Source organism: Pseudomonas sp. GW822-FHT03F04, assembly GCF_058801405.1.
The window spans coordinates 121,701-133,633 of sequence record NZ_JBXANF010000012.1; the positions used below are offsets into that span (position 1 = coordinate 121,701).

The window sequence follows — 11,933 nt, forward strand, 5'->3', positions numbered from 1 at the left end:
CGTCAGATTCGCTTCAGGGCTTGCTTGTGGGCATACATCGCCCCATCCGCATCCGCCAGCAGCTTATCCACGGTGTCATGCCGTCGTGGGTCGTACTCGATCTGCCCGACACTGAAGCGAATCGCATACCCCCGATGCAACGTGGCATTGCGCTCTTCGAGGATTTCCTTGAGGCGCGCCATGATCGCCGTGGTTTCGATGTGGCTGGAACCGGTCAGCAACGCCACGAACTCATCGCCGCCCAACCGCCCCACCACGTCGCTTTCGCGAAAGGCAATGCGCAACACATCGGCGAAGGTCTTGAGCGCGCTGTCGCCCTCGGCATGACCGTAGAGGTCGTTGATCTGCTTGAAGTCGTTGAGGTCGAAAAACAGCAGTGTCGCGGGCTTGCCCATCCGTGCGCAGGCATCCAGCGCATGCTGGGCCAGCATCATGAACCCGCGTCGGTTGGACAACAGCGTCAGCTCGTCCATGCTCGCCATCTGCACGGCCATCAGCTCCTGCTCGGCCATCCCGGCGAGATCGCGCAGCAAGTCGCGCTCTTCGTCATCTAGTTCGCGGGGGCGGGTGTCGATCAGGCACAAGGTGCCCATCTTGTTGCCGTTGGGCACGGTCAGCGGATAACCGGCGTAGAAACGGATATTCGGGTCGCCGATCACCAAAGGATTGTCGTGGAAACGCACGTCCTGACGGGCATCGGGCACCAGCAGCAATTCATCCTTGAGGATCGCGTGGCCGCAGAACGAAACGTCCCGTGGCGTTTCGGTCGCGTCCAGGCCCACGCAGGACTTGAACCACTGCCGATCCTTGTCCACCAGCGTCACCAGCGCGATCGGTACGTTGAACAGCCGCCTGGCCAATCGAGTCAGACGGTCGAAGCGTTCTTCGGGGGCGGAATCGAGCAGGTTCAATCCATACAGCGCTTGCACTCGAGCCGCTTCATTGACGGGTTTGCCTGGCACCAGCATCACACACTCCCTTGTTATCAGTGACCTTCAGCGTAGCCCTGATTGGCGATGACTCAAATGCTCATCCGCCGGCCACCGGACACGGCCCACCCGCGTCCGCCCAGAGCTTGAACTGACTGACGAAGATGTCGTGGGGCACCGGCACCGGTTGCCGCCCCGGCCCGGGATTCCAGCCCCAGAGCACCAGTTTGTCCTCGCTGACGTGCTTGATCAGCGCGGCGAAGTCCCGGTCGCCGTTGCTGCTGCGGTCCTTGATCATCGCGCACAAGCGATCCGGCGGCAGGCCGATCCAGGCCATCTTGTGCGAGGCCGGCGGCAGGCTCCAGTGCGGCGCACCCGGTGGCGCGTGGGGGCCATAACTGGCCGGCGGATTGGTTTCGGCGTGGCAGGTGGCACACGGCAAACCAGCGGCGCCCTTGCCGTCCATGCCGCGCACCACGTTCATCGCGTGGGGCGTGCCGGCGTCGAACTGCAACGGCGAATCGCCAGGAATGTGGCAGTTCTGGCAGCGCGGGCTCTGGAAGACTTTCTGCACTGTGCCGAAGGCCTTCAAGGCCTCCTGATCGTCGGCGAACAGGTCCGAGGCATAGCCGCCCAGCCCGACCAGCATCACAGCGCCCAACAACAGATGTCGTTTCATCTCACACCCCCGACAGTTGCAGCGGCAGTTCCCGCAGACGCTGCCCGGTCAGGGCGAACACCGCGTTGGCCACCGCTGGTGCAGTCGGCGGCACACCGGCCTCGCCGATGCCGCCGGGCTTGTCCGTGCTCGGCACGATGTGCACTTCGACCACCGGCATCTCGTTCAGGCGCAGCACTTGATAGTCGTGATAGTTGGACTGCACGACGTGTCCGTCCTTGAGCGTCAGCTTGCTGTGCAACGCCATGCCCAGGCCGAAAGTGATGCACGATTCCATCTGCGCCGCGATGCTCTGCGGGTTGACCGCAATCCCGCAATCCACCGCGCACACCACGCGGTGAACGCGAATCTTCAGATTGTCCTGCGACACCTCGGCGACTTGCGCCACGTAACTGCCGAACGACTCGTGCACCGCCACGCCCAATGCATGCCCGTCCGGCAGCGGCGCTTTCCAGTTGGCCTTTTCCACCGCCAGATTCAACACGCCGAGATGCCGGGCGTGATCCTTGAGCAAGGTTCGCCGGTACTCCACCGGGTCCTTGCCCGCCGCCGCGGCCATTTCATCGATCAGCGATTCCATGACAAACGCCGTGTGGCTATGACCCACGGAGCGCAGCCACAACACGTTGATCCCGGTGGTTGGCGAATGCAGATCGACCTGATGATTGGCGAGGCCTGTAATGTACGGACTGTCAGACACACCCTCGACCGACGTCTGATCGACGCCGTTCTTGACCATGGTTTTTTCCAGCATGGTGCCGGCCATGATCGACTGCCCGACCAGCACATGCTGCCACGCCAGCGGCATGCCATCGGCTCCCAGCCCAATCCTGGCCCGATGCAAAAACGCCGAACGGTAATAACCGCCCCGGATATCATCCTCCCGCGACCACACGGTTTTCACCGGCATCGCGGCGGCCTTCGCCACCTGCACCGCTTCGGCGACAAAGTCCGACGTCGGGTTGGCCCGCCGACCGAAACCACCGCCAAGGAATTCGGTATGAATTTCCACCTGCTCCGGTTTCAGCCCGGTGATCTTGCCGGCAACCATTTGGTCCAGCGTCTGAAACTGGGTGCCGGTCCAGATCTCGCACTTGTCGGCGCTGATCTTCACCGTACAGTTCAGCGGTTCCATCGGCGCATGAGCCAGATAAGGCACGCTGTACTCGACATCGATTTTCTTCGCTGCTTTGCCAAAGCCGCCCTTGGCATCACCGGCCTGACTGGCGGAAATGCCCGGTGTGGCGGCGAGTTTGCGGAAGCTCTCCAGCAGTTTTTCGCTGCTGAGATCCGCGTGCGGCCCCAGATCCCAATCAACCTTCAGCGCATCGCGCCCCAGTTTCGCCGCCCAATAATGATCGGCGATCACCGCCACGCCGGTCGGCACCTGCACCACTTTATGCACGCCTGGAACGGCCAGTGCCTGCGCACCTTCGAAGGATTTCACCGTGGCGCCGAACACCGGGGCGCGCGCGACCATCGCCGTCATCAGTCCGTCGAACTGCACGTCCATGCCGAACTTCGCACGGCCGGTGATTTTCTCCGGGGTGTCGAGGCGTCTGGTGGGTTTGCCGATGACTTTCCAGTCCTTGGCTTCCTTGAAGGTAATCGACTTCGGATCCGGCACCGGCAGTTGCCCGGCGGCGTCCGCCAGTTCGCCGTAAGTGGCGCGGTTGTCGCCGGCAATCACCACGCCGGATTCGGTGCGGATCGTCGACGGTGTCACGTTGAAACGCTTGGCCGCCGCCTCGATCAGCATCTGCCGCGCCGTAGCGCCTGCAAGTCGGTAACGGTCGAATTCCATCCAGGTTGAAGTGGAGCCGCCGGTGATCTGCATCCCGCCAAACGCCGGCATGCCGTAGTCGGCAGCCGAGGCCGGCGAGTGCTCGACGCGGATCTTCGACCAGTCGGCGTCCAGCTCTTCGGCGATGAGCATGGTCAGGCCGGTCCAGATGCCCTGGCCCATTTCCGAATGGCCGAGCAGCACGGTGACGCTGTTGTCCGGCGCAATCCGCAGGAACGCGTTCGGCGCAAATGCCTTGCCTTCATTTTCCGCCGCTGTGGCAAACCGGTTGCCACCGGGCACCACGAAAGCCACGACGAGACCACCGCCAAGCACGGCACTGCCCTTGAGAAATCCGCGACGGGATACAGGACTGTTCATCACTCACCTCCCCTCGCTCAGCCAATGTCGGCGGCACGTTTGACCGCTGCGCGGATTCTTGGATACGTGCCGCAGCGGCAGATGTTGCCGGAGAGCGCCTGATCGATATCGCTGTCGGTGGGTTTGGGGATTTTCGCCAGCAACGCGGCGGCGGACATGATCTGCCCGGACTGACAGTAGCCGCATTGCACCACGTCCAGCTCGGCCCAGGCCTGTTGCACCGGGTGCGAACCATCAGTCGAAAGACCCTCGATGGTGAGGATCTTCTGCCCATGGGCCACGGCGGTGGCCGGCGTGATGCAGGATCGCAGCGGAGCGCCATCGACATGCACGGTGCAGGCCCCGCACTGGGCCATGCCGCAACCGAACTTGGTGCCTGTCAGGTGCGCGACGTCGCGCAGAACCCAGAGCAACGGCATGTCCGCGGGGACATCGAGCTCCTGATCCTTGCCATTGATGTTCAAGGTCAGCATCGGGAATTTCCTCAGACTCACGGTGTTCTGAAGGGGCGTTGCGACAGCATTCGATGCCGTGCACACCTCGGCTTATCCCTTTCAGCTAAGCGCATTTTGCCCCGACGACCAGCCGCCGCGACCACCGGTCATGGATCTACAGCATCGCGGCTACTTGTTGCGCCGTGGCTTTGGCCGATTGCGGGTTCTGTCCGGTCACCAGTTTGCCGTCGGTCACCACATTCGAGGTGAATGGCAGAAACGCCTTTTCGTAGCGCGCCCCGCGATCCTTCATCTGTTGCTCGGAGTCGTACGGTACTTTTTTCGCGACACCGGCCAGCACTTCTTCCATCCACGAGTAACCGGTGACCTTGCGCCCCGCCACCAGCAGGCTGCCGTCCGACAACCGCGTATTGAGCAACCCGCAATAACCATGACAGACCGACGAAACGATCCCGCCGCGCTCGAAGATCTCCCGGGTCAGCCGTTGCAGGCCGGGGTCGTCGGGAAAGTCCCACATCACCGCGTGCCCGCCGGTGAAATAGATGGCGTCGTAATCCGCGCTGTCGATCTGCTCCGGGCTGGCGGTGTTCGCCAGCAGCGCCATGCTCGCCGGATCGTTCAGCCAGGCCTTGGCCGAGCGGTCGAGCATCGGCCACTTCAATGCCCGAGGCTCCAGTGGACTCCGCCCGCCCCTGGGGCTGACCAGTCGCTGCTCGAAGCCTTTTTCCGCGAACACCTGCCAGGCATGGGTCAACTCCCCGAGCCATAACCCGGTGGGTTCGGTCGGGTCGACATAGTGGGCGACATTGGTCACGACGTGCAGGATTCGACGTGTCATTTGGCAGCCTCTCTTGGGGTGACACCGACCTGACCGAACGCCGTCAGCGGCACGGGCAGGTTGAGCACGATCTGGGCGTCCTTGATCACGTCCAGGCGCAGGATCCGCGTAGCTCCGAGGCCATCGAGCAACTGGCTCAGGGGGCCGCCGTTGCGATCCAGCTGCACATCGCGCGGAAACAGGCGTTGGGCAAAGGATAGTGTGTTGCTCTGCACCACGCTCTGATGCCACAGGCCATCGACCTGATGAATCATGGTGGCGGTGCTCATGCGCGATTGCGGCGTAACGTTTTTCAGGGTCGGCAGCGGCGCTTTCAGGACCAGGTCCGGCAGGCCCTTGGGCCCGTCAATACGGGCGCTGACGCTGGTGCCGATGTTCACGTTGATGTCGGCGCGCCACTTGGGCAGTTGATAGCCGTGCACGCCGCGCACCCGGGCGATTTCGGTGTTCACCGGCAGCGCCAGCACATGGGCAGTGAAGCTGCGCCGACGCATGGCGTCCATCAGTTCCAGCGCGTGGGAGCCACGGGCGCCGGGACGACGCACGACGATCGCCACGGAGACTTCGTCGTACGGATCGTTGTCGCAAACCGAGTAGGAGAAAAATGTCAGCGCCACCAGCCCATAACCGGGAAATGCCCGCAGCGGTTCAAGCGGCGCCGGCAAGGTAGCGCGCAGACGGTCCAGCGGTGCGAGGAACAGCAACTGCACACTGCCGGATCGGTAATAGAAGTTCGGCGCCCAGGTCGGGCCGACTCTCGAAGCGACCTGCTGCTTGGGAATGCGCCGGAAGAAGTCGATATTGCCGGCGGCCTTGTCCCGGGCCACTTCGTCGAGATTGGGGTTCATACGAAAACGGTCGTAGTAGCCGCCCTCCAGCACCTCGACCTTGTGCGATCCGAATTCGACTTCTGTAAAGCGCTTGCTCATGTTCGCTGACCTTTCTCGATGAGTGGCCCGGCAGGTGGCCGGTCAGCGCCACTCTAAGGTTCAACCAAACTTTAAGGTCAAGCGCACAACGGCTATGGCCCACCATTCACGCCAGCGATGACCGTTCGGAACTTGCTTGACCTTGAAGTGCACTTCAATCCTAGAGTTCATAACGCTTGTCTTCACCCCTTCACGTTTCCGTTCCGCATTCTTCAGGAGTAGCGAACATGGGCTATGTCACAACGAAAGACGGCGTCGAGATCTTCTACAAGGACTGGGGCCCGAAAGACGCCCCGGTGATCCATTTCCATCACGGCTGGCCGCTCAGCGCGGACGACTGGGATGCGCAGATGCTGTTCTTCCTCGCCCAAGGCTTCCGAGTCGTGGCCCATGACCGACGGGGTCACGGACGCTCGAGCCAGGTCTGGGACGGTCACGACATGGATCACTACGCCGACGACGTGGCAGCGGTGGTCAATCATCTGGGGACGCAGAAAGCCGTGCATGTCGGTCACTCCACCGGTGGCGGCGAAGTGATTCATTACATTGCGCGGCATGGCGAGGATCGGGTCTCCAAAGCCGCAATCATCAGCGCCGTGCCGCCGCTGATGGTGAAAACCGAGAGCAATCCGGGCGGTCTGCCGAAGTCGGTGTTCGACGATCTTCAGGCCCAATTGGCAGCCAATCGTGCGCAGTTCTACCACGATGTGCCGGCCGGCCCGTTCTACGGCTACAACCGGCCGGGGGCGAAGCCTTCGGAGGCCGTGGTCCTGAACTGGTGGCGTCAAGGCATGATGGGCGGCGCCAAGGCGCACTATGACGGGATCGTCGCGTTTTCGCAGACCGACTTCACCGCCGATCTGAAAAGCATCTCGATCCCGGTGCTGGTGATGCACGGCGATGACGACCAGATCGTGCCCTATGAAAACGCCGGTGTGCTGTCAGCGAAATTGCTGAAGAACAGCACGTTGAAGATTTATCCGGGCTTCCCTCACGGGATGCCGACCACAGAAGCGCCAACGATCAACGCGGATCTGCTGGCCTTTATTCGCGGCTGACCCTATTGGCCGGGGTCAGGCACCCAGCCTGACCCCGGCTATTCTTCGGTTCGCCCCGTTGCCTCGCGATTACCCACATAGTGTCTGGCCAATGGAAACGCCGGCAGCCACGACTCGCGACGCACCGTCCAGAGTTCGTAAGTCGGCTGCAATTGATCGGGCGCATCCAGCGCGCCCAGATTCACCTCGACTTCATCGCCGCTGCGGCCGAACACCGACGACCCGCAGCGCGGGCAGAAATGTCGCCCGGCATAGTCCCGGGTTTCGCCGCTGATCGCCACCGCATCCTCGGGAAAGATCGCCGATGCATGAAACAGCGCCCCATGGTGCTTACGGCAATCGAGGCAGTGACAAATCCCGACACGGTAAGGTCGCCCCGACGCCTCGATCCGCACCTCGCCGCACAGACAACCGCCAGTAAACCGGTCCATGGAACACCTCGCCTGAAAATGGAATAACCGGTGAGTGAAAATAGCAGCCCAATGGGCGAACGCTTACAATCGTGGCCCAATACCACTATCCAGGCAGACCCGTTCGTTCATGGCGCTCGATCCCCTCACGATGCTCACCATTTCCACCGCCCTGGCCGCGGCGGCCGCCCTGTATCTGGCGGTCGAATGGCGCAGCATCCGCGAACCTTCCCTGCTGTTCTGGAGCGCCGGTTTCGCCACCATCACCGTCGGTTCGAGCCTGGCCCTGCTGCGCGCCAACGGCTATCCGCTGATCGGCATCTGGTTCGCCAACGGCTTGCTGGTGGTTGCGCACTGGCTGTTTCTGTTGGGCGTTGCACGGTTTACTCAGCGACAGTTGTCGCGGGCCTGGTACTTGATGTTCCTGCTCTGGCTGTCGTTGCTTCTGTTACCGGAAGATCCGTCGTGGTCGAAGATCATGCTGATGGCCAAGGGCGCACTGGCGGCAAGGCTGGGCGGTGACGAATTCGTGATGCTGCTGGGCGATGCGTCCCACGAACAGATCATGGTGCTGGGCAGCGCGTTGCGTGAGCAGTTTCAGCAGATGACTTCGCAGACTTACGTCACCCCGCAAGCGGTCACCCTGAGCATCGGCGCCAAGGTGTTCGATCAGCCGCCGGCCAGCCTCACGGCACTGATCGAACAGGGCGACAGCGCACTCTACGAATCCAAGCGTAGCGGTCGCAACCGGATTCGTCTGGCCGACTACACCTGACCTATCCTTGTCTGCACCCGCATCCTCGGAGCTCGCCATGTCCTCGCCTGAATCCACCCTGCTCCAGAGCTGGCACCACAACGCCCAGGCCTGGACCGAAGCCATCCGCAGCGGTGCTATCGAGAGCCGGCGGCAGGTGACCGATCAGGCCGTTCTGCTGGCCATCATGGGGCGCCAACCCGAGCGCGTACTCGATCTGGGATGCGGCGAAGGCTGGCTGTTGCGGACGCTGGTGGAACGCGGGATCGAAGCGGTGGGCGTGGACGGTGATGCAACGCTGGTCGAGGCTGCGCAAGCGGCAGGATCTTCACCGGTACAGGTCGCCAGCTATGAAGATCTGGTAGAAGCGAAAGTCGACATCGGCCGCGATTACGACCTGATCTGCGCCAACTTTTCCCTGCTGCATCAGGACATCATCCCGCTGCTCGCCGCCATGAACGCCCTGCTCGTGCCCGGCGGTGCGCTGGTGATCCAGACGCTGCATCCGTGGTCGGTGGCCGCAGGTGATTATCAGGATGGCTGGCGGGAAGAAACCTTCGATGGATTCAAGGGCCAATGGCGACCGATGCCGTGGTATTTCCGCACCTTGTCCAGTTGGCTGAATGCGCTGGACATGGCCGGATTTCAGTTGAGCAGTCTGCGCGAGCCACAACATCCGCAAAGCCCTGTGCCACAGTCGTTGTTGATGATTGCCGAGCGCCGCGGCTGAAAAAGCTACAGCCTCGGCTTGAGCAGGATCCCGGTGTAATGCCGTAAAAACAGCGCGAACCCCGCGCACCAGAGCGCCACAGACAAACCGAGGCCGAGGCTGGAAAACGGCACCAGCAACACCCGGCAACCCGCCGCGATCAACACCAATGCCAACCCCAGCACCACGGCTTTCGGCGGTTGCAACAACCGGCCGGTGTGACCGAGGCTGACCCGCGCAATCATCGCCAGAATCAACCCGCCCACGCCGCCGACCGCCAGTGCATGGGTCGCCAGGCTTTGCTGGCCGAGCAGTCCCAGATGCCAAGCCGCCATGGCCCAGATCGCCAATGCCATCCAGCCGTAAGCCAGGTACAACGACCAGAGCAGCGGCACGCGCCAGATCCCGCGATCATGCCAGCGGATCAGCCGCAGTATTTGCAAACTGCCGGTGAGCGCAAACAGTGCTGCCAGCCACGGCCGGGGCACATCGTTAAGACCCGCCGCAAACGTGATCGCCGTCAGCAGACTGCCAATCAACAGCAACCGCGTGGGCAACGGATGGGCGGCCGGCGCCGGCGGACGGTTCAGGCCTCGCTGGATGAAGAACGGAATCACCCGTCCGCCGATCACAGTCATCAGCGCCGCAATCAGCCACAACGCGCCCAGCACGCCTTGGCGCTGCAAACCGGTGTCATCGTTGAACAGGCCAATCAAGGTCAGTGCCTGACAACCCGCCATCAGCGCGAGCACCAGCACAATCGGGTAGTTGTCGCGTTTGCGCGCGGCGGTCAGATCCCGCGCCAGCATCACCGCCAGCAGCGGCAGAAACCCCCATTGCAGCGCAAGGATCAGCCCTGTCGGCAACGGCAGCCACCACGACACGCGCCCGAGCAGCCAGACCGACACCAAAGCGATCAACGCCCCGCCGCGCACGCCGGGAATACCGGTCCAGTTGGGCACCGCCGTCAGCAGAAACCCGGCAACGATTGCGGCCGCGAAACCGAACGGCATCTCATGCCGATGCCAGGCGAGCATGCCGCCCGCCGGTTGCAGATCGAACCAATGGCCGTAAAGCCACAGACCCCAGATCAGCACCGCCAGAGCGGCGAATCCGGCCCCGGCCAGAAACAGCGGCCGAAAGCCCAGGCTGAACACTGGCGCCGCCGCGAGTCTGCGCATCTCAGGCCACCGCCAGGGCTGGGGACCGGCCCAACCGATACTGCGACAGCAGGCGCATCACATAGCCGATCTTGATCAGCGTCGGGCCGACGATGGTCATGGCGTGCATCGCCACCAGCAGCGCAATCGGCATGTGGCCCTGATACAGATAAGCGCCGTAGATTCCGGCCAGCAACATGACCAGACCGGCAACGAGCACTTTGCTCGACAGCTGCAGAACGTTCAGCGGATTCTCGAAGACAGTGAACATCTTTCGTACTCCTGAGCGGATCAGTTTGTACGATTGATGTATCAACTCTTGTGCCAGATTTTTTATCGTTAAAAATCAGCTAGATAAGCCATACGAAGTCAATATGACTCGGACCAAAAAGAGTCATATTGACTTCAATATTTGTCATAAAGACACCAATCGCCTTCAGGGCTGCTTTGCGTAAGCCCCTCTGAAATCAGAGAACTCACCGGCACCCTCCACTTGCACCGCTCCGTCGAGCAGGCGCAAACGATAGAGCGGCTCGGCGATCTGGTCCTGACCGATCACCAGATTGCCCGCCTGCAACGGCCACTGCCGGTTCTCCTGACGGGGTGGTTTGCCCGGTTGCGTCACGGCCATCTGGATCAACGCCTGCTCACCCGCACCCTTCTCGGTGGCCGGCACGATTTTGATCGTCAGCCACGCCGATCGCTCATCCGACGCCATCATCACGTAACGTCCTTCACGCTGTTCGCCTGTGGGCGTCTGAAACTTTTGCGGTGCAACCCGGAACGCCGTCGGTCGCGCTTCGAAGATCAGAGACTTGTCGCCGTCGTGCCATGTTCCGCCCTGAAAGCCGTGCTCATCAGGCTCACCTGCCACGTACCAGTCGCCGGTGACACGGCCCTGGGCATCCAGCTCATGCAGCAACACGGCTCCGTCATCGTAGGTCTCGCCCACCAGCCGGATCGGTTGGCCATTGCCCGTTTTCGTGTAACGAACCTCGCCAATGTAGACGCCACCCAGCATCTGCCACCACAGCTCGAATCCGATCTTGCCGTCAAGCTTGCCCCGCAGCATCACGGGTGCTTCACCTACTGGCCCTTCAAGGCGACGCTGCTCCAGCCATTTGCCGTCCTTCAATTCCCGCTGCGTGACGTCGGTGTAACCCGCCGGCATCAGCGGGCTGCCTTCGGACGGCCGCTGTGCCACCTCGATGGTTTCGGTCACCTTGACCGGCGAATTGTTCTGCACCTGCCAGGTACGGCTCTGGCGCCAGCAGCAACCGCTTTTCGCGTGAGTGACCAGCCGGCGAGCGGCGGAATCGACTTCGAACAATCCCAGATACGGTTCGCGAGTCAGCGCCGACAATGCCTTGTTCGGCACCAGCACCGGGCTCGAGGGATCAAACAGATAGACGTCGTAGGACGCCGCGCCGTAGCCACCGTCGTTACCGTTGCGGATCGCCAGATCCTGGTGTCCATCGAAATTGAAGTCGCCAAACACCACCAGACGTTGCTCGTCGCATCGCAAGGCCTTGGCTGAATCGTTGAGCGGAACCAGGTCGACGGCATCGGCCGTGTCGATTCGTTGCAACACTTCGCCATTGGACTTGTCGCGCAGGATGACTTGCGCCGCCACTGGCTCGAAGTTCTGCGTCGGTGGATGCTCGATGGTCACATCGACGCTGTACCTGTTTGCCGGATCCGAGAGCTGACAGCTCAACGGTTCGGCACTGGCCGACGCGGCGGCAAGCAGGCAGAAAAATAACCATGTACGAGAGGCAACCATGATGCAGAGCGTCCTTGCGGCAAAATCGGGGCGGCAAGTCTAACGACAATCGTTTTTGGGCGCAC

13 protein-coding genes are annotated in these 11,933 nt (G+C 62.1%); 3 read left to right on the plus strand and 10 right to left on the minus strand.

Translation table 11 applies throughout. From position 1 onward, the window contains the following. Positions 1-2: 2 nt before the first annotated feature. The 6 genes from AC1RMX_RS25455 to AC1RMX_RS25480 all read right to left on the minus strand — a co-directional run bounded on the left by AC1RMX_RS25455 (position 3) and on the right by AC1RMX_RS25480 (position 5,994). Positions 3-968 (minus strand): GGDEF domain-containing protein, encoded by a 966-nt coding sequence (locus AC1RMX_RS25455; protein ID WP_096820526.1) that lies wholly within the window; start codon positions 966-968, stop codon positions 3-5. Between the two features lie 61 nt (positions 969-1,029). Further along, a complete protein-coding gene (locus AC1RMX_RS25460) occupies positions 1,030-1,608 on the minus strand; it encodes a hypothetical protein (RefSeq protein ID WP_493073400.1) in 579 nt (192 codons plus the stop codon). A gap of 1 nt (position 1,609) precedes the next feature. Next, the gene (locus AC1RMX_RS25465; protein ID WP_493073401.1) at positions 1,610-3,772 is read right to left on the minus strand and encodes a xanthine dehydrogenase family protein molybdopterin-binding subunit; all 2,163 of its coding nucleotides are present in this window, start codon (positions 3,770-3,772) and stop codon (positions 1,610-1,612) included. A gap of 17 nt (positions 3,773-3,789) precedes the next feature. Further along, the gene (locus AC1RMX_RS25470; protein ID WP_085708608.1) at positions 3,790-4,245 is read right to left on the minus strand and encodes a (2Fe-2S)-binding protein; all 456 of its coding nucleotides are present in this window, start codon (positions 4,243-4,245) and stop codon (positions 3,790-3,792) included. A gap of 136 nt (positions 4,246-4,381) precedes the next feature. Then, positions 4,382-5,065, minus strand: coding sequence for a type 1 glutamine amidotransferase domain-containing protein (locus AC1RMX_RS25475; protein WP_096820523.1), 684 nt, complete (start codon positions 5,063-5,065; stop codon positions 4,382-4,384). Further along, positions 5,062-5,994, minus strand: coding sequence for an acetoacetate decarboxylase (locus tag AC1RMX_RS25480; RefSeq protein ID WP_493073402.1), 933 nt, complete (start codon positions 5,992-5,994; stop codon positions 5,062-5,064). Before AC1RMX_RS25480 ends, AC1RMX_RS25475 begins: the two co-directional genes overlap by 4 nt. Positions 5,995-6,221: 227 nt before the next feature. On the opposite strand from AC1RMX_RS25480, the gene AC1RMX_RS25485 reads away from it, so the two are divergent. Next, positions 6,222-7,052, plus strand: coding sequence for an alpha/beta fold hydrolase (locus AC1RMX_RS25485; protein ID WP_493073404.1), 831 nt, complete (start codon positions 6,222-6,224; stop codon positions 7,050-7,052). 38 nt (positions 7,053-7,090) lie between these two features. Here the strand turns inward: AC1RMX_RS25485 and AC1RMX_RS25490 are convergent, their stop codons facing one another. Continuing rightward, the gene (locus AC1RMX_RS25490) at positions 7,091-7,483 is read right to left on the minus strand and encodes a GFA family protein (protein WP_192560457.1); all 393 of its coding nucleotides are present in this window, start codon (positions 7,481-7,483) and stop codon (positions 7,091-7,093) included. Positions 7,484-7,592: 109 nt separating this feature from the next. On the opposite strand from AC1RMX_RS25490, the gene AC1RMX_RS25495 reads away from it, so the two are divergent. After that, positions 7,593-8,237, plus strand: a complete 645-nt coding sequence (locus AC1RMX_RS25495; protein WP_493073405.1) for a GGDEF domain-containing protein — start codon at positions 7,593-7,595, stop codon at positions 8,235-8,237. Between the two features lie 37 nt (positions 8,238-8,274). Further along, positions 8,275-8,946 (plus strand): class I SAM-dependent methyltransferase, encoded by a 672-nt coding sequence (locus AC1RMX_RS25500; protein WP_493073406.1) that lies wholly within the window; start codon positions 8,275-8,277, stop codon positions 8,944-8,946. 5 nt (positions 8,947-8,951) lie between these two features. Here AC1RMX_RS25500 and AC1RMX_RS25505 read toward each other — a convergent pair whose 3' ends face one another. The 3 genes from AC1RMX_RS25505 to AC1RMX_RS25515 all read right to left on the minus strand — a co-directional run bounded on the left by AC1RMX_RS25505 (position 8,952) and on the right by AC1RMX_RS25515 (position 11,868). Then, complete coding sequence (locus tag AC1RMX_RS25505) at positions 8,952-10,106, minus strand: NnrS family protein (RefSeq protein WP_493073408.1); 1,155 nt, start codon at positions 10,104-10,106, stop codon at positions 8,952-8,954. 1 nt (position 10,107) lies between these two features. After that, the gene (locus AC1RMX_RS25510; protein ID WP_102621905.1) at positions 10,108-10,356 is read right to left on the minus strand and encodes a transmembrane sensor/regulator PpyR; all 249 of its coding nucleotides are present in this window, start codon (positions 10,354-10,356) and stop codon (positions 10,108-10,110) included. A gap of 165 nt (positions 10,357-10,521) precedes the next feature. Continuing rightward, positions 10,522-11,868, minus strand: a complete 1,347-nt coding sequence (locus AC1RMX_RS25515) for an FG-GAP repeat protein (RefSeq protein WP_493073409.1) — start codon at positions 11,866-11,868, stop codon at positions 10,522-10,524. Positions 11,869-11,933: the final 65 nt, after the last annotated feature.

Excerpts from the sequence above, each read along its gene's own strand:
- AC1RMX_RS25455 (WP_096820526.1), bottom strand. The coding sequence starts at position 968 with ATGCTGGTGCCAGGCAAACCCGTCAATGAAGCGGCTCGAGTGCAAGCG.
- AC1RMX_RS25460 (WP_493073400.1), bottom strand. The coding sequence starts at position 1,608 with ATGAAACGACATCTGTTGTTGGGCGCTGTGATGCTGGTCGGGCTGGGC.
- AC1RMX_RS25465 (WP_493073401.1), bottom strand. The coding sequence starts at position 3,772 with ATGAACAGTCCTGTATCCCGTCGCGGATTTCTCAAGGGCAGTGCCGTG.
- AC1RMX_RS25470 (WP_085708608.1), bottom strand. The coding sequence starts at position 4,245 with ATGCTGACCTTGAACATCAATGGCAAGGATCAGGAGCTCGATGTCCCC.
- AC1RMX_RS25475 (WP_096820523.1), bottom strand. The coding sequence starts at position 5,065 with ATGACACGTCGAATCCTGCACGTCGTGACCAATGTCGCCCACTATGTC.
- AC1RMX_RS25480 (WP_493073402.1), bottom strand. The coding sequence starts at position 5,994 with ATGAGCAAGCGCTTTACAGAAGTCGAATTCGGATCGCACAAGGTCGAG.
- AC1RMX_RS25485 (WP_493073404.1), top strand. The coding sequence starts at position 6,222 with ATGGGCTATGTCACAACGAAAGACGGCGTCGAGATCTTCTACAAGGAC.
- AC1RMX_RS25490 (WP_192560457.1), bottom strand. The coding sequence starts at position 7,483 with ATGGACCGGTTTACTGGCGGTTGTCTGTGCGGCGAGGTGCGGATCGAG.
- AC1RMX_RS25495 (WP_493073405.1), top strand. The coding sequence starts at position 7,593 with ATGGCGCTCGATCCCCTCACGATGCTCACCATTTCCACCGCCCTGGCC.
- AC1RMX_RS25500 (WP_493073406.1), top strand. The coding sequence starts at position 8,275 with ATGTCCTCGCCTGAATCCACCCTGCTCCAGAGCTGGCACCACAACGCC.
- AC1RMX_RS25505 (WP_493073408.1), bottom strand. The coding sequence starts at position 10,106 with ATGCGCAGACTCGCGGCGGCGCCAGTGTTCAGCCTGGGCTTTCGGCCG.
- AC1RMX_RS25510 (WP_102621905.1), bottom strand. The coding sequence starts at position 10,356 with ATGTTCACTGTCTTCGAGAATCCGCTGAACGTTCTGCAGCTGTCGAGC.
- AC1RMX_RS25515 (WP_493073409.1), bottom strand. The coding sequence starts at position 11,868 with ATGGTTGCCTCTCGTACATGGTTATTTTTCTGCCTGCTTGCCGCCGCG.